The following is a 19,680-nucleotide window of genomic DNA, read 5'->3' on the forward strand; positions in this document are numbered from 1 at the left end:
ACAGCCGGTGTGGACCCCCGTCGATGGTGGCTGCTCGCGGTAGCCGTGCCGGTGCTCGTCGCCTGCACGGCGGCCGCGACGACCCCTGCGCTGGACGAGCTCGGCGACGCCTCCGTGGCGCTCGCCGGGCTCGTCGCCGCGGGCGTCGTCTGGTTCGCCGCCGGGCGGACCGGCCGACCCGCGGGCTGGCGGATGCTCGCCGTCGCACCGCTGTTCCCCGTCCTCGGGGCAGTGCTGGCCGCCCTGGTGGATCCGGCCGACCCGGTCGAGCGGGTCATCGTCCGCTGGCTGCCCACCCTGCCCGGCTACCTGCTGGCGATCGCCGGGCTGCTGTGCCTGGTCGAGCGCCGCCGGCTCCGGACCGGCCGCCGCGTAGCCGCGGAGATCGCGCTCTTCCTCACCGCGAGCATCGTGTCGGTCCGGCTGCTCGTCTCCGGCTCGGTCCGCGACTGGCACGCCTTGCCGCTGGCCGAGCAGTTCGTCCTCGGCTGCGCCGTCGTCGTCACCTCGGCGACCATGGCCGCGGCCCTCGTCGTGCTGGCCCTCGCGGAGCCGGCCCGCCGGCGCATGGGGGTCGTGCTCCTCGTCGGGGCGGTGCTGCTGACCACCGGCCGCGGCCTGGGCACCACGGCGATCCTCTCGGGGGCCGAGGCGTTCGTCGCCCCCTCCCGGTTCCTCGTCGCCGGAGGCCTGCTGCTGCTCGCCTTCGCGGTCACCCTCGATCCCGGCCGCACCCCGTCGCCGGCGGCGGATGCCGTCTCCGCCCGCGTCGACGTCGGCCAGCTGCTGCCCATGGGCGCCCTGCTGGTGGCGGTCGCGGCCGCCGGAGCCGTCCGCTTCGGCGGCGGTCACCTCGACGTCATCACCTGGGTCGGGCTGCTGCTCGCCGTCGGACTCGCGATGGTGCACCGCTGGTTCACCGCCTGCCAGGAGCTCCACCTGTCGACCCGGCTGCGTCGCAAGGAGGCGTACTTCCGCTCCCTGGTCCACTCGGGCGTCGACGCCGTCGTCATCCTCGACGGCGACCTCCGGGTCACCTGGACCTCGGCTGCGCTGGACCGGGTCCTCGGCCCGGCCGCCGCCGGGCTCGAGGGGCAGATCCTGCTCGACGCCGTCCACGCCGAGGACCGGGACCTCCTCGGCGAGGCGCTCGCCGGACCGGGGACGCACGGGCTGGTCGCTCTCCGGCTGCAGGACGCCGACGGCGTGTGGCGCTGCATGGAGGCCGGGATCGCCGACCTCCGCGGCGACGCCGACGTCCACGGCGTCGTCCTCCAGTGCCGCGACATGACCGAGCGGCAGGCGCGCGAGCACGCGCTGCGCAGCATCGCCTACACCGATCCGCAGACCGGGCTGCCCAACCGGGCCGGGATGCTCCAGCTGCTCGCCGACCGGCTCGCGTGCGAGTCGCCGGGCGAGGAGGGCGCGACGTTCCTCCTGGTCGAGCTCGACGGGCTGCTGTCGGCCCGCGAGCACACCGGCCGCGACGTGGTCGGCGCCGTCGTGGCCGAGACCGGTCGTCGGCTGCGCGACACCGTGCGGGCCGAGGACGTCGTGGCGCGCATGGGCGGCGGTGCCTTCGCGGTGCTCGCCTCCGGGACCGGTGCCGACGTCGACAGGCTGGCGGGGCGGATCCTGTCGGTCGTCGAGCAGCCCCTGGTGACGACGGCCGGCATCGTGGACCTGACCGCGACGGTCGGGCTGGTCGAGCTCGACCCGGCCCACGACGTCGAGGAGCACCTCGTCCGCGCCGACCTCGCCGTCCGGGCCGCGCGCGCCGCGGGCCCCGGTACGGCCCAGCGCTACGGAGCGGCCCTCGGCGAGGCCGCGGCGCGCCGGGAGCGGCTGCGCGACGACCTCCGCACGGCACGCGCCCGCGGTGAGCTCTTCCTGGTCTACCAGCCGGTGGTCTCCCTGTCCGAGCAGCGGGTGGCCGGCGTCGAGGCGCAGCTGCGCTGGCGGCACCCGGAACTGGGCGACATCCCGCCGGCCGAGTTCCTGCCGATCGCGGAGCAGGCCGGGCTGATCGGCGACCTGCAGCGGTTCGCGCTGGAGGAGGCCGCCCGGGCCGCCGTCGCGCTGCCGGAGACGCCGGAACCGATCCGGATGGGCGTCGACGCCCCTGCCGGGTACGTGGCCGCCGGCTCCCTGGTGACCGACGTGGAGGAGGCGCTGCGCCGGTCCGGGCTGGCGCCGGAGCGGCTGGTGCTGGAGATCGGCGCCGACACCGTCACCTCGGCCGAGGACCGCGCCGGTCTCGACATCGCGACGCTCCGGCTCATGGGCGTGCTGGTGACGCTCACCGACTTCGGCGGCGACACCTCGACGCTGACCCATCTGACCCGGCTGCCGATCGACATCGTCAAGCTGGACAGGGGCCTGGTCTCCCGGATCGACAGGGACCACCGCAGCAAGGCGCTCTGCAAGTCGATGGTGGGCATCGGCCGTGCCCTGGGCATGCTGGTCGTCGCCGAGGGCGTGGACACTCCCGCGCAGCTCGCCGCGCTCGGCGACTTCGGGTGCGACCTCGCGCAGGGCTTCGTGCTGGCCCGGCCGATGCCGCTCGAGCAGCTGGTGGCCCTGGTCCGCGACCAGTCGGGCGCGCTGTGGCCCGGTCTGACCGCCGCGCGCTGACGCCGCGGCTGTCGATCTGGACACATCCGTCCAGCCAATGGGACGGGTTGGTTGACGACCGACCCTCCGGAGGCGCACAGTGGGCGGGTGCCCCACGTCTGCCTGCTCGTCGACGGCTGCTCGCGCAGCCTCCTCGTAGTCGCCTAGCGCGTCGGTCTCCCGACCGACGCGCTGACCCCTCCGTGCCCGCGGCACGAGGGGTTTTTTGTTGTCCGACAGCTGTCGACCACCCCGCGGGCAGCCGCACTCGACCAGCACCGCCCAGGAGATCCGAGAGATGACCACCACCCCGAGCGAGTCAGCCACCCGTGAGGCAGCCGCCGCTCTCACGGGCGTCGAGACCACGGCCAGCTCCGTCGAGGAGGCCGCGGTCGCGCCGGCCACCGGCATCACCGGCGCGCAGAGCCTCGTGCGCTCGCTCGAGGCGATCGGGGTCGAGGTGATCTTCGGCATCCCCGGTGGGGCGATCCTGCCGGCGTACGACCCGCTGTTCGACTCCACGGTCCGGCACGTCCTGGTCCGCCACGAGCAGGGCGCCGGGCACGCGGCGACCGGCTACGCGCAGGCGACCGGCAAGGTCGGCGTCTGCCTGGCGACGTCCGGCCCGGGCGCGACCAACCTGGTCACCCCGCTGGCCGACGCGCACATGGACTCGGTGCCGATCGTGGCCATCACCGGGCAGGTGCCCAGTGGCGCCATCGGCACCGATGCCTTCCAGGAGGCCGACATCCGCGGCATCACGATGCCGATCACCAAGCACAACTTCCTGGTCACCGACGCCGCGGACATCCCGCAGCGGATCGCCGAGGCGTTCCACCTCGCCGCCTCCGGCCGCCCGGGACCGGTCCTCGTCGACATCCCCAAGGACGTGCTGCAGGCGACCACCGACTTCAGCTGGCCGCCGCGCCCGGACCTGCCCGGCTACCGGCCCACCACCCGCCCGCATGGCAAGCAGGTGCGCGAGGCCGCGGCGCTCATCGCCCGCGCCAGCCGGCCCGTGCTCTACGTCGGCGGCGGGGTCCTCAAGGCCGGCGCCACCGAGGAGCTCGCGGAGCTCGCCGCCCTCACCGGTGCCCCGGTGGTGACCACGCTGATGGCCCGGGGGGCGTTCCCCGACAGCGACCCCCAGCACCTCGGCATGCCCGGGATGCACGGGACCGTCGCCGCGGTGACGGCGCTGCAGAAGTCCGACGTCCTGGTGGCTCTCGGCGCCCGCTTCGACGACCGCGTGACCGGGCAGCTGTCGAGCTTCGCGCCCGACGCGCTCGTCGTGCACGCCGACATCGACCCGGCCGAGATCGGTAAGAACCGCAAGGCCGACGTGCCGATCGTGGGTGACGCGAAGGAGACGATCGCGCAGCTGGTCACCGCGCTGCGCGGCGAGCACGAGGCCGGCCGCACCCCGGACCTGAGCGCCTGGTGGACCCAGCTGGACAGCTGGCGGGACAGGTACCCGCTCGGGTACGACGAGCCCGAGGACGGCAGCCTGTCGCCGCAGTACGTGATCGAGCGGCTGGGCGCGATCGCCGGCCCGGACGCGATCTACACCTCCGGCGTCGGCCAGCACCAGATGTGGGCCGCACAGTTCATCAAGTACGAGAAGCCGGGCACGTGGCTCAACAGCGGCGGCCTGGGCACGATGGGCTACGCGGTGCCCGCGGCCATGGGCGCCAAGCAGGGCCGCCCGGACGTCACCGTGTGGGCCATCGACGGCGACGGCTGCTTCCAGATGACCAACCAGGAGCTGGCCACCTGCGCCATCGAGGGCATCCCGATCAAGGTCGCCGTCATCAACAACGGCAACCTCGGCATGGTCCGGCAGTGGCAGACCCTCTTCTACGAGGGCCGCTACTCCAACACCAAGCTCCACCCGCTGGACGAGCACGGGAAGCCCAAGCCGGTGCGCATCCCGGACTTCGTGGCCCTGGCCGAGGCGCTGGGCTGCGTCGGCCTGCGCTGCGAGAGCAAGGACGACGTCGACGCCGTCATCGAGAAGGCCATGGCGATCGACGACGCCCCGGTGGTCATCGACTTCGTCGTCGGCCACGACGCGCAGGTGTGGCCGATGGTGGCCGCGGGCGCGAGCAACGACGACATCCTGGCCGCGCGCGACGTGCGGCCCGTCTTCGGAGAGGGTCAGGTCTGATGCCCCGCCACACGCTCTCGGTGCTGGTCGAGAACAAGTCGGGTGTCCTGGCCCGCGTCTCGGCGCTGTTCAGCCGCCGCGCCTTCAACATCGAGTCGCTCGCCGTCGGGCCGACCGAGAACCCCGGCCTGTCGCGCATGACGATCGTCGTGGACGCCGAGCCGCAGCCGCTCGAGCAGATCACCAAGCAGCTGAACAAGCTGGTGGAGGTCATCAAGATCGTCGAGCTGGACGGCGAGGCCGCGGTGCAGCGCGAGCTGCTCCTGGTCAAGGTGCGGGCGCCGATGGCCGAGCGCACCCAGGTCCTGGAGACGGCGAACCTGTTCCGCGCCCGGGTCGTCGACGTGAACCCGGAGACGGTGACCCTCGAGGCGACCGGCACCCCGGACAAGCTCCAGGCGCTGCTCGCCGTCCTCGCGCCGCTGGGCATCAAGGAGATGGCCCAGTCGGGCACCGTCGCCCTGGGCCGCGGCCCCCGCTCGATGTCCGGCACAGGTACGTTGCGCCCGGTCGAGCGCTCCGCCTGAGTCCGCTCCACCCCCGGGGCCAAAAGCACGATTTTGGCCCTTCACTACCGAAGGGAACACCACACAGCATGGCCGCCGAGATCTTCTACGACGACGACGCCGACCTCTCGATCATCCAGGGGCGCACCGTCGCCGTCCTGGGGTACGGCAGCCAGGGCCACGCCCACGCGCTGTCGCTGCGCGACTCGGGCGTCGACGTCCGCGTCGGGCTGCCCGAGGGCTCCAAGAGCCGGCCGAAGGCCGAGGCCGAGGGGCTGCGCGTCGTGACGCCGGCCGAGGCGGCCGCCGAGGCCGACCTGATCATGATCCTGGCGCCGGACCACGTGCAGCGGACCCTCTACGCGGAGTCCGTCGAGCCGAACCTGCAGGACGGCGACGCGCTGTTCTTCGGCCACGGCTTCAACATCCGGTTCGGCTACATCAAGCCCCCGACGGGCGTCGACGTCGCGATGGTCGCTCCCAAGGGCCCGGGCCACCTGGTGCGCCGCGAGTTCGAGAACGGCAAGGGCGTGCCCTGCCTGATCGCCGTCGAGCAGGACGCCACCGGCGGCGCGCAGGCGCTCGCACTGTCCTACGCCAAGGCCATCGGCGGCTCGCGCGCCGGCGTCATCAAGACGACGTTCGCCGAGGAGACCGAGACCGACCTGTTCGGCGAGCAGGCCGTGCTCTGCGGTGGTGCCAGCGCGCTGATCACCGCCGGGTTCGAGACCCTGACCGAGGCCGGCTACCAGCCCGAGGTCGCCTACTTCGAGTGCCTGCACGAGCTGAAGCTGATCGTCGACCTCATGTACGAGGGCGGCATCGCCAAGCAGCGCTGGTCGGTCTCCGACACCGCCGAGTACGGCGACTATACGTCGGGCCCGAAGGTCATCGACGCCCGCGTCAAGGAGTCGATGAAGGAGGTCCTCGGCGCGATCCAGGACGGCTCGTGGGCCGCTGCCTTCATCGCCGACCAGGACGCCGGTGCGCCGGACTTCAAGGCCAAGCGCGCCGCCGCCGAGCAGCACCCGATCGAGGAAACCGGGCGCAAGCTCCGCGGCCTCATGAGCTGGGTGTCGGCCTCCGACGACTACACGGGCACCGCCGCCCGCTGACCCTCGTCACGCAGAACGGGCCCCGTCACCGCGAGGTGACGGGGCCCGTTCCGTGCCTGTCGGCTCAGTATCCGTAGCCCGCGGCCTGGTACTTCGGCGAGGGGCCGTGCTGGTTGGGAGCCGGGTCGCCGTCCTGGGCCCACCAGACGATCAGCAGGATGATGCCGACCAGCGGCACGAGGGCGATGAGCTGCCACCAGCCGGACTTGCCGATGTCGTGCAGGCGCCGGGCGCCGACGGCGATGCTCGGGATCAGCAGGCCGAGGCCGACGACGATCTGGAGCAGGGGTACACCGGTGATGCCGTCGACGATCCCGGCGACGATCCCGGCCAGCACCTGGAAGAGGTAGAAGAACCAGAACTCCGAGCGCCGCGCCCGGCCGGTGAAGACGGCGTACTGGCCGAGGACGCTGCGCACCGCCGTCGCGAAGTCCAGCTGCGGGCTGGCCGGCGAGGGAGCGCTGTAGCCGGGTGCCGCGGGGTAGCCGTAGCCGGGTGCCTGGCCGTAGCCGGGAGCCTGGCCGTAGCCGGCCGGGGGAGGGGTGCCCCAGCCGGGCTGCGAGCCCTCCTGCGGTTGGTCGGGGCCGCTGCCGGTCGGGTTCGTCACGGGCGTGTTCCTCCTGGTCACGTGGCCCCGTCGACGCGACGGAGCACTGGCGCGCGGAGTCTAGGGCGCGCCTCGCGACCCTGGGCCCGAACGACGCGGAACCGCAACCTGGCCTGCCCGGCGGGCCCCGCCGTCCCTAGGCTGTCGATCCGTGACAGCCACCGTGCCGGGGACCCCGCCCGTCGTCCTGATCGCCGAAGAGCTCGCCCCGAGCGTCCTGGAGGTGCTCGGTAGCGACGTCGAGATCCGGCACGTCGACGGCGCCGACCGCGCAGCGCTGCTGCCGGCGCTGGCCGACGCGGCCGCGGTGATGATCCGCAGCGCCACGCAGATCGACGCCGAGGCCCTCGCGGCCGCACCGAACCTGCGGGTGGTCGCGCGCGCCGGCATCGGCCTGGACAACGTCGACGTCCCCGCCGCGACCGAGCGCGGCGTGATGGTCGTGAACGCGCCGACGTCGAACATCGTCAGCGCCGCCGAGCACGCCGTCGCCCTGCTCCTGGCCGCTGCCCGGCACATCCCCGCGGCCGACGCGTCCCTCCGGGAGGGAACGTGGGCCCGCTCGAGGTTCACCGGCGTCGAGGTCACCGAGAAGACGGTCGGCGTCGTGGGCCTGGGCCGGATCGGGCAGCTGGTGGCCCAGCGGCTGGCGGCGTTCGACGTGGAGCTGATCGCCTACGACCCCTACATCCAGCCCGGGCGCGCCGCCCAGCTCGGCGTCCGCCTGGTGTCGCTGGAGGAGCTGCTCCGGGAGTCGGACTTCATCACCATCCACCTGCCCAGGACGCCGGAGACCCTGGGGCTGATCGGCGCCGAGGAGCTGGCGACCACGAAGCGCGGCGTGATCATCGTCAACGCCGCCCGCGGTGGGCTGGTCGACGAGGCGGCGCTGGCCGAGGCGCTCCGGTCGGGGCAGGTGGGAGCCGCGGGCCTGGACGTCTACGCCACCGAGCCCACGACCGACAGCCCGCTGTTCGAGCTGCCCAACACCGTCGTCACCCCGCACCTGGGCGCCTCCACCACCGAGGCGCAGGACAAGGCCGGCACCGCCGTCGCCCGCTCGGTACGGCTGGCCCTGGAGGGCGAGTTCGTGCCCGACGCGGTCAACGTGCAGGCCGGCGGCGTCGTCGCCGAGGACGTGCGCCCGGGCCTGCCGCTGGCCGAGAAGCTGGGCCGGGTGTTCACCTCCGTCGCCGACGGGCTGGCGCAGTCGCTCACCGTCGAGGTACGCGGCAAGCTCGCCGAGTTCGACGACTCGGTGCTGCAGCTCGCCGTCCTGAAGGGCGTCTTCTCCGACGTCATCGAGGAGCAGGTCACCTACGTCAACGCGCCGCTGTTCGCCGAGCAGCGCGGGCTCGAGGTGGCGCTCACCAGCGACCTGGACAGCCCCACCTACCGCAACCTGATCACCGTGCGCGGTGCGATGGCCGACGGCCGGCAGCTCACCGTCTCCGGCACGCTCTACGGCAAGAACCAGGTGCCCCGGCTGACCGAGGTGGCCGGCTTCGAGATCGACCTGGCCGCGAACGGGCGGCTGCTCTTCTTCACCTACGCGGACCGGCCCGGCGTCGTCGGCATCGTCGGCGCCGCGCTGGGGGAGGCGGGCATCAACATCGCCGGAGCCCAGGTCAGCCGCACGACCGAGGGCGGCGAGGCGCTCATGGCGGTCACCGTCGACAGCCCGGTCCCCGCCGAGCTGCTGGAGCAGATCGCCGGCCGCATCGGCGCGCGCGAGGCCCGCGCCGCGGATCTCGACACCCTCTGACCTAGGGTCGGTCCCCATGCGCTTGGCAGTGATCCCTGGAGACGGCATCGGCCCGGAGGTCGTGGCGGAGGGGCTCAAGGTCCTCCGCGAGGTCGCCCCGGACCTCGAGACCACCTCCTACGACCTCGGCGCGGCCCGCTGGCAGCGGACCGGCGAGCTGCTGCCCGACACGGTGCTGGACGAGCTGCGCCAGCACGACGCGATCCTGCTGGGCGCGATCGGCGACCCCAGCGTGCCGCCGGGCATCCTGGAGCGGGGCCTGCTGCTGCGGCTGCGCTTCGAGCTCGACCACCACGTCAACCTCCGCCCGGCCCGGCTCTTCGACGGCGTCCGCGGCCCGCTGGCCGACAGCGGCCCGATCGACATGCTGTGCGTCCGCGAGGGCACCGAGGGTCCCTACGTCGGCAACGGCGGCGTGCTCCGCAAGGACACCCCGCAGGAGCTCGCCACCGAGGTCAGCCTCAACACCGCCTTCGGCGTGGAGCGCGTGGTGCGGTACGCGTTCGAGCGCGCCGTCTCCCGGCCGCGCAAGCACCTGACGCTGATCCACAAGACCAACGTGCTCACCTTCGCCGGGAACCTGTGGTCGCGGATCGTTGAGGAGGTGTCCGCGGAGTTCCCCGACGTCACGGTCGCCTACCAGCACGTGGACGCCGCCTCGATGTTCTTCATCACCGACCCGGGCCGCTACGACGTGATCGTCACCGACAACCTGTTCGGCGACATCGTCACCGACATCGCCGCGGCGGTCACCGGCGGCATCGGCCTCGCGGCGAGCGGCAACCTCGACGCGTCGGGCACCAACCCGAGCATGTTCGAGCCGGTGCACGGCTCGGCTCCGGACATCGCCGGCCAGGGCATCGCCGACCCGACCGCCACGGTGCTCTCCGTCGGGCTGCTGCTCGAGCACCTCGGCCGGAGCGAGCAGGCGAAGAAGGTCAACGCCGCCGTCGCCTTCGATCTCTCGACCCGCGCCCCGCAGCAGCCGGTGCGCACCGCGGAGGTCGGCGACCGGCTCGCCGCCCTCTCCTCCGGCTGACGGTCACGGGGGCTCCTCCCGGAGGAGATCGCCGACGGGCACCGGCAGCACCGCCCGGCCGGTCTCGCCGGGCGCCGGCCACTCGGGCCGCACGGTGCAGCCGCCGGGGGAGGACTCGACCAGCACGACCGGCTGCCAGGACCAGTCCTCGTGCGGCTCGGCCGCCGCGGTGAGCCCCGCGGGCAGGCGCTCGGGAAGCCGCGCCCACCAGCGGCGGTCCAGAGCGGCCAGGCCACGACGCCGGAGCAGCGCGGCGGCGTCGTCGACCGGTAGTGCGGCCTCCAGCGGGGCGCCGGTCAGCAGCAGCGGCACCACGCGCCCGGCGGCGCCGTCGGGTGCCAGCCAGCCGACGAGCTCGCCGTCGGCGCGGTGCACGGGGCTCCAGTCGGTCGGGATCACGACGGCGGAGCCTGCCACGGCTGCCGTGACGACCGCGCGTGCTTTACTCGTGCCGATGCACACCACCGGCACGATCATCATCGCCTAGCGCGCAGTCACCTCCCGACTGCGCGCAGACCTCCCGTACCCGGGGGGTCTTCTTCGTGTCGGGGCCAGGTAGCCGATCCGAAAGACACCACCGTGACCACCAGCGAGACCGACTTCCACGTCTTCGACACCACCCTGCGCGACGGCGCCCAGCGCGAGGGCGTGAGCTACTCGGTCGCCGACAAGCTCGCCGTCGCGCGGCTGCTGGACGAGATCGGGGTCGGGTTCATCGAGGGCGGCTGGCCCGGTGCGCTGCCGAAGGACACGGAGTTCTTCGCCCGGGCGCGCACCGAGCTCGACCTGAAGCACGCGCAGCTCGTCGCGTTCGGGTCCACCCGCAAGGCCGGCGTCCGGGTGGCGGACGACCCCCAGGTGCGGGCGCTGCTGGACGCCGGGACGCCGGTGGTCTGCCTGGTCGCCAAGTCCGACGTCCGGCACGTCCGCGAGGCGCTGCGGACGACGCCGGAGGAGAACCTCGCGATGGTCGCCGACACCGTCGCGTTCCTCGTCGCCGAGGGCCGGCGGGTGTTCGTCGACTGCGAGCACTTCTTCGACGGGTACGCGGCCGACCCCGACTACGGCGTGCGGGTGCTGCAGACGGCGTTCGACGCCGGCGCGGAGGTCGGCGTCCTCTGCGACACCAACGGCGGCATGCTGCCGATGGGCGTCGGCCGCGTCGTGGCCGACGTGCGGGCGCGGGTGAGCGGGAAGCTCGGCATCCACTGCCAGGACGACACCGGCTGCGCGGTGGCCAACACCCTCGCCGCCGTCGAGGCCGGCGTCACCCACGTGCAGGGGACGGCGAACGGGTACGGCGAGCGCGCCGGGAACGCCGACACCTTCGTGCTGATCGCCAACCTGGTCACCAAGATGGGCATCCCGGCGGTCCCGGGCCAGTGCCTGCCGGAGCTGCAGCGGGTGAGCCACGCGATCGCGGAGCTGGCCAACATCGCCCCCGACGAGCACCAGCCCTACGTGGGCGCCTCGGCCTTCGCGCACAAGGCGGGGCTGCACGCCAGCGCGATCAAGGTGAGCCCGGAGCTGTACAACCACCTCGACCCCGCCGTCGTCGGCAACGACATGCGCATCCTGGTCACCGAGATGGCCGGTCGGGCGTCGGTGGAGCTCAAGGGCCGCGAGCTCGGCGTCGACCTCGCCGGCCACACCGACGCCATCGGCCGCGTCGTCGACCAGGTCAAGGTGCTGGAGGCCGACGGCTGGTCGTTCGAGGCCGCGGACGCCTCCTTCGAGCTGCTGCTCCGGGCCCAGCTGCCCGGCGCCCCCGAGCCGCTGTTCGAGCTGGAGAGCTACAAGACCTCGGTCGAGCACTGGGGCAACGGCGTGGTCGTCAGCGAGGCGACGGTCAAGGTGCACGTCGACGGGCGCCGGATCATCAGCACCGCCGAGGGCAACGGCCCGGTGAACGCGCTGGACAACGCGCTGCGGCAGGCGCTGGTCGACCGCTACCCGCAGCTGGCCGACGTCGCGCTCGCCGACTACAAGGTCCGCATCCTCGGCTGGAAGGGCGGCACGAGCGCGACCACCCGGGTGCTCATCGACACCACCGACGGGGTGGGGGAGTGGACCACCGTCGGTGTCCACGCCAACATCGTCGAGGCGTCCTGGCACGCGCTGGTCGACGCGATGACCTACGCCGTCCTGCGCCGGCCCACCGGCTGACGACTGCGTCGGCGGACTCGACCTCGCCGGGTGGCAGCCGACCGCGCGGTACACGGCGGCTCTCGCTGCCGTACGACGAGGCTCGCGCCCTACAGCGGGTCGACGGCGGGTCCGGACCCCTCAGCCGGGCCGATCCGAAGCGGCAGGCCATGGGCGCCCGGTAGCCCGTCCCCGGCGCGACTAACCTCGCGATGTGCGCATCGTCCGTTTCGCCTCACCCCAGGGCATGTCCTTCGGCGTCCTCGACGGAGACGGTCAGGTGGCCCAGATCGAGGGCCACCCGTTCGGCCAGCTCTCCTTCACCGGCGCCCGGTTCGCCCAGGCCGACGTCCGGCTCCTCTCGCCGATCCTGCCGAGCAAGGTGGTCTGCGTCGGGAAGAACTACGCCGACCACATCGCGGAGATGAAGGGGCAGACGGGTGACGCCCCGAGCGAGCCGCTGCTGTTCCTCAAGCCGTCGACGTCGGTGATCGGCCCGGGGGACGCCATCCGCATCCCGCCGCGGAGCACGAACGTGCACCACGAGGCGGAGCTCGCCGTCGTCATCGGCGCCCGTGGCGCGCGCAACGTGTCGCCCGAGCAGGCGCCGGCCAGCATCTTCGGCTACACGATCGGCAACGACGTGACCGAGCGGGACATGCAGAAGAGCGACGGGCAGTGGACCCGCGCCAAGGGCTTCGACTCCTTCTGCCCGCTGGGCCCGTGGATCGAGACCGACCTGGCCGGGGTCGGGCTGGACCCCGCCGACCTCGCGATCAGCTGCACCGTGGACGGCGAGCCCCGCCAGAACGGCCGCACCAGCCAGCTGATCTTCGGTGTCCCGACGCTGATCTCCTACATCTCGCGGGTGATGACGCTGCTGCCCGGCGACGTCGTCCTGACCGGCACCCCGGCCGGGGTCGGCCCGATCCGGCCCGGCCAGCGGGTCGAGTGCACGATCGAGGGCCTCGGCACGCTGACCAACTCGGTCACCGGCGCCGACGCCGTCTCCACCGCCGGCGGCAGCCGGTGAGCGTGCGCACCCGCTTCTGCCCGTCCCCGACCGGGCTGGTCCACGTCGGCCTGATCCGGACGGCGCTGTTCAACTGGGCGCACGCCCGGCACCACGGCGGCACGTTCGTCTTCCGCATCGAGGACACCGACGCCTCCCGCGACTCCGAGGAGTCCTACCGGCACCTGCTGGACAGCCTGCGCTGGCTGGGGCTGGACTGGGACGAGGGCCCCGAGGTCGGCGGCCCGCACGGCCCCTACCGGCAGTCCGAGCGGCACGACGTCTACCGCGAGGTCGCCGCCAAGCTGCTCGAGTCCGGGCACGCCTACGAGTCCTTCTCCACCAACGAGGAGGTCGACGTGCGCCGCCGCGCGGCCGGCCAGGACCCGAAGCTGGGCTACGACAATCACGACAGGTACCTGACCGACGCGCAGAAGGCCGCCTTTCGCGACGAGGGCCGGCAGCCCGTGCTGCGGCTGCGGATGCCCGACGAGGACCTCGTCTGGACCGACCTGGTCCGCGGCGAGGTCCGGTTCGCCGCCGGTGCGGTGCCGGACTTCGTCCTGGTGCGCGGCAACGGCGCGCCGCTGTACCCCTTCGTCAACCCGGTGGACGACGCCCTGATGGGCATCACCGACGTGCTGCGCGGCGAGGACCTGCTGCCCTCCACCCCCCGCCAGCTGGCCCTCTACGCGGCGCTGACCGACATCGGGGTCGCGCAGGGCACCCCGCGGTTCGGGCACCTGCCGCTGGTGACCGGTGAGGGCACCAAGAAGCTCTCGAAGCGCGACCCCACGTCGAACCTGGACGTCTACCGCGAGCGCGGCTTCCTCCCCGAGGGCCTGGTCAACTACCTGGCGCTGCTGGGCTGGTCGATCGCCGAGGACCGCGACATCTTCACGACCGCCGAGCTGGTCGAGGCCTTCGACGTCACCCGGGTCAGCGCCAACCCGGCCCGTTTCGACCTGAAGAAGGCCGAGGCGATCAACGCCACGCACCTGCGCGCGCTGCCGGTCGAGGAGTTCACCGACCGCGTCGTGCCGTACCTGGCCGAGGCCGGGCTGGTCGGGCAGCCGCCCACCGAGGAGCAGCAGCGGGTGCTCGCCGCCATCGCGCCGATGGCGCAGGAGCGGATGGTCGTGCTGTCGGAGGCCGTCGGACTGCTCGGCTTCCTGTTCGTCGACGACGTCGAGATCGACCCGGCCGCCGCCGAGAAGCAGCTCACCGGCGAGAACGCCGTCGCGGTGCTCGACGCCGCCACGGCGTCGCTGGGCGAGCTGGCGGAGTGGACCACCCCGGCCATCGAGGCGGCGCTGAAGGCCGCGCTCGTCGACGGGTTGGGGCTCAAGCCGCGCCAGGCATTCGGGCCGGTCCGCGTCGCGATCAGCGGCCGCACCGTCTCGCCGCCGCTGTACGAGTCGATGGAGCTGCTCGGCCGGGAGCGCAGCCTCGCCCGGCTGACCGCGGCGCGCGCCCTCGCCGGCGGATGACGGGGGAGGAGGCGGTCTACACCGGGCCGCCGCCCACGCTGCGGCCGCCCGCCGACGTGGCGGTGGCGACGCCACCCCGGCAGGACGACGTCGCGGAGGAGCCGGCCCCCGCCGAGCCCACGCCCTACCTGCTGGTCATGCGGGACGCGTCCTGGGCGTGGTGGCGCCCGGTCGCCGGGCTGCTCACCATCGCGCTCCTGCTGGGCGTCGGCTGGATCCTGACGCGGATCGTCGACGTGTTCACCCGCGTCGGCACCGACGTCGACGGCGTGCCGCTGGACTGGCGCAGCCTGCTGGTGACCGACCTGCTCCTGGCGATCGCGCTCCCCGCGGTCCTGCTCGCGTGGCCGCTGGTGCACGGGGTCGGCCCGGGTCGCGGCATCTCGTCGGCCGGGCGCCTGCGTCGGCCGCTGCTCGCGCGGGCGGCCCTCGTCGCCCTGGTCACCGCCGGCGCCGGCGTCGCACTGGCCGCCGCGGGCGCGGTCCTCCTGGCCGACCGCGAGACGACCGGGCCGGTGCCCGACCTGGCCTGGGTGCTGGTGGTGGGCCTGCTCACCGTGCCGCTGCGCGCCGCCGCCGAGGAGGTGCTGTTCCGCGGCTACCTGAGCCAGGCGGTGGCCGGGTGGATCGGCCGCCCGCGCGCCGGCGCCGCGGTCGCCGCCGTCGTCAGCGCGGTGCTGTGGGCGGCCCTGTACGGCACCGACGACCTGACCGGGTTCCTCGCCCGGGTGGCGTTCGGGCTCGCCGCATCCGCCGCCGTCCTGCTGACCGGAGGTGTCGAGGCAGCGGTGGCGCTGCACGCCGTCTGCGGGGTGGTGGTGCTGCTGCTCGGTGCGGGTCTGGGGGAGGACGCCGTCCCCGGCTTCGTGCCCGCGGGGCCGGGCGAGGCGTTCGTGCTGCTCGGGGTGCTCGGCCTGGGCGCGTTCGTCGGTCTGGGGGCCCGGGGCGCGCTGCGCGGAGGGGGGTCCGGCCGCGAGTCGGAGCGTCAGGTATCGTCTTCTCCGGCGCCGTGAGAGCGGCCCATGGGGTATGGGGTAATTGGCAGCCCGACGGTTTCTGGTTCCGTTAGTCTAGGTTCGAGTCCTGGTACCCCAGCGCAGTACCGCACGGCCCCGTCGTCTAGCGGCCTAGGACGCCGCCCTCTCACGGCGGTAGCGAGGGTTCGAATCCCTTCGGGGCTACGCACCGAGAGCCCCCGACCCACTGCGGTCGGGGGCTCTCGTCGTGTGTGACCGAGCCCGCACCCGTGCACCGGGCCCGGCATGGCAGAATCGGTGCGCACCACGGCCCCGTCGTCTAGCGGCCTAGGACGCCGCCCTCTCACGGCGGTAGCGAGGGTTCGAATCCCTTCGGGGCTACACCACGCGAGCCCCCGACCGAGTTCCGGTCGGGGGCTCGCGCCGTCTCCGGGTGGGGTTCAGAGGGTGAGGGTGGTCTCCAGCGGCAGGTCGACGGCGCTGGTGCCGATCCGCAGCCGGTAGGCGCCCCGCTCGTACTGCCAGCCGTCGGCCCAGTGCGCGAGATGCCGGGTCGGGACGTCGACCTGCACTCGGGCGCTCGCTCCGGCCGGCACCCGCACCGGCGCGGAACCGACCAGCCAGCGCACCGGCCGGTCCACCGCGGAGCCGGCCCGCTCGGCGTAGACCTGCACGACCTGCTTGCCGTCGCGCTCCCCGCGGTTGGCGACGGTGACGGTCAGCGGGACCACGTCCTCGGGGTGAGCGCTGGTCGCGGCCTCGACCCCGGTCAGCTCGATCCGGGTGTAGCCCCGGCCGGCGCCGAACCAGTAGGCGGGTGGGGCGTCCTGCCGGAGCCAGGCGCGGTAGCCGATGTGGATGCCCTCGGCGTACTCGAGCGCGCCGTCGACCGGCGTGCAGGAGAGCACCGGCACGTCGGCCTCCTCGGCCGGCCACGTGGTCGGCAGCCGCCCCCCGGGCTCGGCCACGCCCAGGAGGACGTCGGCCACCGCGGCGCCGAACTCCTGCCCGCCGAACCAGCCGACGAGCAGGGCGGCGACGTCGTCCCGCCACGGCAGCAGCACCGGGGCGCCGGCGTTGACCAGCACGACGGTGCGGGGGTTGGCGGCCACGACGGCGCGGACCAGGTCGTCCTGCCGGCCGGGCAGGGCCAGCGTCGTCCTGTCGTAGCCCTCGGACTCGACGACGGAGTTCGTCCCGACGACGACCAGCGCCACGTCGGCCGCCGCGGCGGCCGCGGCCGCCTCGACGACGAGCTGGTCCCCGTCCACCTCGGCGGGTTCGGTGCCCAGCCGCAGCGACATGGCCCGCGCGGTCGCGCCCTGACGGCGGCTGAGGTCGAAGTGCACCCGCAGGTCGACCGGCGTGCCGGCGGTGACCCGGATCTCCGCCGACGCCGTGGGCGGATTGGTGAAGGCCGCGCCGAGGGCGTCCGCGGCGGGACGGATCCGCTCGTCGAACAGCAGCTCGTCGTCGGCGTACAGCCGCGCGGTGCCCACCAGGGCCACGCCGATCCGCACCACGCCGCTGTCCGACGGCGTCCAGCAGGTGGTGAGCTCGAACTCCGCGGCCTGCTCGATCGGCACGTCGCTGCCGAAGTAGACGAGGTTGCTGGCGAACCGGTCCTCGGCGAACAGCTCGGTGCCGTTCTCGTCGAGGAAGCGGGCGTGCAGGCCGGGCTCGCCGGTGGAGGGGTTGGTCAGCTCGCGCAGCGGCAACTCGACGACGCCGTCCTGCACGACCGCGCCGACGGAATAGGTGACCTCGACGCCCGGGAGCGCCGCGCGCACGCCCTCCAGCGGGGAGACGGTGTGCTCGGGCACCACCGTCGCGCTGCCGCCGCCCTGGGTGCGGGCGGCCGCGGCGTTGTTGCCGATGACGGCCACCGAGCTCAGGGCGGCGCCGTCCCACGGCAGCTCGCCCCGGTTCTCCAGCAGCACGATGCCCTCGACGGCGGCCTGGCGGGCGAGCTGCCGGCCGTCCTCGACCACCACCGGCTCGGCCGGTGCGGCGTCGCCGAGCGCGCCGACGCGCCGGGCGAGCCGCAGGATGCGTAGCACCTTGCGGTCGACGACGGCCTCGTCGATCTCGCCCGCCCGGACGGCGGTCACCAGCGCCTCGCCCCACGGTCCCTGCGGCCCCGGCATCACGAGGTCCTGGGACGCCGTCGCGCTCGCCAGGCTGCGCACCCCGGTCCAGTCGCTGACGACGACGCCGTCGAAGCCCCACTCGCTGTTCAGCGGCGTCTCGAGGAGATCGTTCTCCGAGGCCGTGACCCCGTTGACGGAGTTGTAGGAGCTCATCACCAGCCAGGCGCGGGCCTCCACCACCGCCTTCTCGAACGCCAGCAGGTAGAGCTCGCGCAGCGTGCGGTCGTCGGCGCGGACGTCGACGGTGAAGCGGTCGGTCTCGAAGTCGTTGGCGACGTAGTGCTTGAGGGTCGCGCCCACGCCGTTGTCCTGGACGCCGGACACGTAGGCGGCGGCGAGCTCCGCGGTGAGGACCGGGTCCTCGCTGAAGCACTCGAAGTGCCGGCCGCCCAGCGGGGAGCGGTGCAGGTTGATCGTGGGCCCGAGGACGACGTCCACGCCCTTGCGCCGGGCCTCGACCGCGGCCGCGGCGCCGTACCGCCGGGCGACGTCGGGGTCCCAGGAGGCGGCGAGCGCGGTGGCCGACGGCAGGTTCAGCGACGGGTCGCGCTCGTCCCACACCTCGCCCCGGACCCCGGAGGGGCCGTCGGACAGCAGCATCCGGCGTAGGCCGATCGTCTCGAGGGGCCAGGTGGTCCAGAAGTCGCGACCGGTGAGCAGCTGCACCTTCTCCTCGAGGGAGAGCGCGGCGAGGGCGTCGGTGAGCTCGGTGTCGGAGGTGGTGCTGCGCGCGGTAGTCATGGTGCGTGGAGTGGACCACACCACCTCAGCGCGCGGGAGCGTCCATCAGCTCGTCGTCCGCCGGGAGCCCGTCGCTGCCGTCCGGCGCTCCGCCGCGGAAGGCCATCGGCCGCCCGCACGCCCCCGCCACCCACGCCGAGTCGGTGAGCTGCACGTGCAGGTGCGGTTCGCTGCTGTTGCCGGAGTTGCCGCACTCGGCGAGCGGCTGCCCGGCCCGCACCCGGTCGCCGCGCCGCACGGTGACCGAGCCGCGGCGCAGGTGCGCCAGCACCGCGCAGGTGCCGTCCTCGGTGGCGACGACGACGTGGTTGCCGAGGACCCAGCGGGCGCCGGCCACCTGGCGGACGAAGCCCTCGACGACGAGCAGGTAGACCACTGACCCCCACCCGCTGCGGGCGCGGTGGTCGCGGCGCCGGTCGTGCGCGCGGACCACGGTGCCGGTCACGGGGGAGTGCACCGGCAGTCCGAACGCGGGGTAGTCGGTCGCCGGCCGCCACTGGCCTCCGGAGCCGAAGGCCGGCCGTGGCCGGCCCTCGGGCTCGGCGACCAGGTCGATCGCCCAGGTCTGCCCGAAGCCGTTCGTGCCGTGCGACGGGACCTTCGTCGCGGGGGAGTTGAGTGCCCGCCAGGGGCCGGTCACCGGTGGTTCGACGAGGCGCACGGGTGCTTCCGGTGGGCGGATCCGGTCCAGGGCGATGCCGGCGAGGAGCAGGACGAGGCCGATGAGCTCGCCCAGCACCAGGCCCAGCCCTCCGGCGAGCACCAGCAGCACGCCCAGCGGGATCAGCACCGGCCGGATGCGCGCCATCGCCACCCGTGCGCTCATGCCGGCGGGACCGCGGCGTCGGAGCTCAGCCCGTCCAGCACCCAGAACCGGCCGTCAGCGAGTGGCGCGCGAGATGGCGGCGGCCGCGTCGAGGACCGCCCCGACGACCTCGGGAGCGGGCCGCCGGCCGAGGCGCTCGACCGGCCCGGAGATGGAGACCGCCCCGAGTACCGCGCCGGCGCCGTCCCGCACCGGCGCGGAGAGCGAGGCGACGCCCGGCTCGCGTTCGGCGATGCTGTGCGCCCAGCCGCGGCGCCGCACGTCGAGCAGCGTGCGGGCGGTGAAGCTGGCGTTGGGCAGCAGTCGGTTCACCTCGTCGACGGGGGTGAAGGCCAGCAGCGCGTGCGCGGCGGAGCCGGCCGTCATGGGCAGCCGCGCGCCGACGGGGACGGTGTCGCGCAGGCCGCTGGTCCGTTCGGCGGCGGCGACGCAGACCCGGCTGGCGCCGTCACGCACGTAGAACTGGGCGCTCTCCCCGGTCGCGTCCCGCAGTGCGACCAGGTGCCGCCCGGCCAGGTCGCCGAGGT

Annotated in this window: 15 protein-coding genes and 3 tRNA genes; 13 read left to right on the forward strand and 5 right to left on the reverse strand. The window is 73.8% G+C overall.

The genetic code is table 11. From position 1 onward, the window contains the following. Positions 1–9 precede the first annotated feature (9 nt). From A6V29_RS14830 to ilvC, 4 genes are all read left to right on the forward strand, one after another. Complete coding sequence (locus A6V29_RS14830) at positions 10–2,634, forward strand: putative bifunctional diguanylate cyclase/phosphodiesterase (RefSeq protein ID WP_137161017.1); 2,625 nt, start codon at positions 10–12, stop codon at positions 2,632–2,634. A 277-nt stretch (positions 2,635–2,911) separates the two neighbouring features. Next, positions 2,912–4,780, forward strand: a complete 1,869-nt coding sequence (locus tag A6V29_RS14835; protein ID WP_137161018.1) for an acetolactate synthase large subunit — start codon at positions 2,912–2,914, stop codon at positions 4,778–4,780. Further along, positions 4,780–5,307, forward strand: a complete 528-nt coding sequence (gene ilvN / locus A6V29_RS14840) for an acetolactate synthase small subunit (protein ID WP_137161019.1) — start codon at positions 4,780–4,782, stop codon at positions 5,305–5,307. The genes A6V29_RS14835 and ilvN overlap by 1 nt, the downstream gene beginning before the upstream one ends. Before the next feature lie 68 nt (positions 5,308–5,375). Next, complete coding sequence (gene ilvC, locus A6V29_RS14845) at positions 5,376–6,401, forward strand: ketol-acid reductoisomerase (protein WP_137161020.1); 1,026 nt, start codon at positions 5,376–5,378, stop codon at positions 6,399–6,401. Positions 6,402–6,465: 64 nt separating this feature from the next. On the opposite strand, the gene A6V29_RS14850 is transcribed toward ilvC, so the two are convergent. Further along, entirely contained in the window at positions 6,466–7,008 is a 543-nt protein-coding gene (locus tag A6V29_RS14850; RefSeq protein WP_212719422.1) for a DUF805 domain-containing protein, read from the reverse strand. A 151-nt stretch (positions 7,009–7,159) separates the two neighbouring features. Between A6V29_RS14850 and serA the strand changes: the two genes are divergently transcribed. Together serA and A6V29_RS14860 are read left to right on the forward strand one after the other, a co-directional pair. Next, positions 7,160–8,773, forward strand: a complete 1,614-nt coding sequence (serA, locus tag A6V29_RS14855) for a phosphoglycerate dehydrogenase (protein ID WP_249933252.1) — start codon at positions 7,160–7,162, stop codon at positions 8,771–8,773. A 16-nt stretch (positions 8,774–8,789) separates the two neighbouring features. Continuing rightward, positions 8,790–9,812: a 3-isopropylmalate dehydrogenase gene (locus tag A6V29_RS14860; protein ID WP_137161021.1), complete on the forward strand. Its 1,023-nt coding sequence runs from the start codon at positions 8,790–8,792 to the stop codon at positions 9,810–9,812. A 3-nt stretch (positions 9,813–9,815) separates the two neighbouring features. Here A6V29_RS14860 and A6V29_RS14865 read toward each other — a convergent pair whose 3' ends face one another. Next, positions 9,816–10,211 carry a hypothetical protein gene (locus tag A6V29_RS14865; RefSeq protein WP_137161022.1) on the reverse strand — a complete coding sequence of 132 codons (396 nt, stop codon included), beginning with the start codon at positions 10,209–10,211 and terminating at the stop codon, positions 9,816–9,818. Positions 10,212–10,391: 180 nt separating this feature from the next. On the opposite strand from A6V29_RS14865, the gene cimA reads away from it, so the two are divergent. The 7 genes from cimA (at position 10,392) to A6V29_RS14900 (ending at position 15,817) form a co-directional block, all read left to right on the forward strand. After that, positions 10,392–11,978, forward strand: coding sequence for a citramalate synthase (gene cimA / locus A6V29_RS14870; RefSeq protein WP_137161023.1), 1,587 nt, complete (start codon positions 10,392–10,394; stop codon positions 11,976–11,978). A gap of 193 nt (positions 11,979–12,171) precedes the next feature. After that, the gene (locus tag A6V29_RS14875; RefSeq protein ID WP_137161024.1) at positions 12,172–12,990 is read left to right on the forward strand and encodes a fumarylacetoacetate hydrolase family protein; all 819 of its coding nucleotides are present in this window, start codon (positions 12,172–12,174) and stop codon (positions 12,988–12,990) included. A 2-nt stretch (positions 12,991–12,992) separates the two neighbouring features. Next, positions 12,993–14,459: a glutamate--tRNA ligase gene (gltX, locus tag A6V29_RS14880; RefSeq protein WP_249933253.1), complete on the forward strand. Its 1,467-nt coding sequence runs from the start codon at positions 12,993–12,995 to the stop codon at positions 14,457–14,459. Then, the gene (locus A6V29_RS14885; RefSeq protein WP_137161026.1) at positions 14,456–15,472 is read left to right on the forward strand and encodes a CPBP family glutamic-type intramembrane protease; all 1,017 of its coding nucleotides are present in this window, start codon (positions 14,456–14,458) and stop codon (positions 15,470–15,472) included. The genes gltX and A6V29_RS14885 overlap by 4 nt, the downstream gene beginning before the upstream one ends. A gap of 10 nt (positions 15,473–15,482) precedes the next feature. Then, positions 15,483–15,554, forward strand: a tRNA-Gln gene (locus tag A6V29_RS14890). A gap of 13 nt (positions 15,555–15,567) precedes the next feature. After that, a tRNA-Glu gene (locus tag A6V29_RS14895) sits at positions 15,568–15,640 on the forward strand. Positions 15,641–15,744: 104 nt separating this feature from the next. After that, positions 15,745–15,817 (forward strand) — tRNA-Glu (locus A6V29_RS14900). 59 nt (positions 15,818–15,876) lie between these two features. Here the strand turns inward: A6V29_RS14900 and A6V29_RS14905 are convergent. The 3 genes from A6V29_RS14905 to A6V29_RS14915 form a co-directional block, all read right to left on the reverse strand. Beyond that, a complete protein-coding gene (locus A6V29_RS14905; RefSeq protein WP_137161027.1) occupies positions 15,877–18,327 on the reverse strand; it encodes a glycoside hydrolase family 3 protein in 2,451 nt (816 codons plus the stop codon). A gap of 25 nt (positions 18,328–18,352) precedes the next feature. Continuing rightward, a complete protein-coding gene (locus A6V29_RS14910) occupies positions 18,353–19,153 on the reverse strand; it encodes a M23 family metallopeptidase (RefSeq protein ID WP_137161028.1) in 801 nt (266 codons plus the stop codon). Between the two features lie 54 nt (positions 19,154–19,207). Further along, on the reverse strand, positions 19,208–19,680 hold a 473-nt coding region (locus tag A6V29_RS14915), incomplete at its 5' end, for an IclR family transcriptional regulator (protein ID WP_137161029.1).

The sequence above is a fragment of the Blastococcus sp. CCUG 61487 genome, from assembly GCF_005222955.1.
Classification (GTDB): domain Bacteria; phylum Actinomycetota; class Actinomycetes; order Mycobacteriales; family Geodermatophilaceae; genus Blastococcus.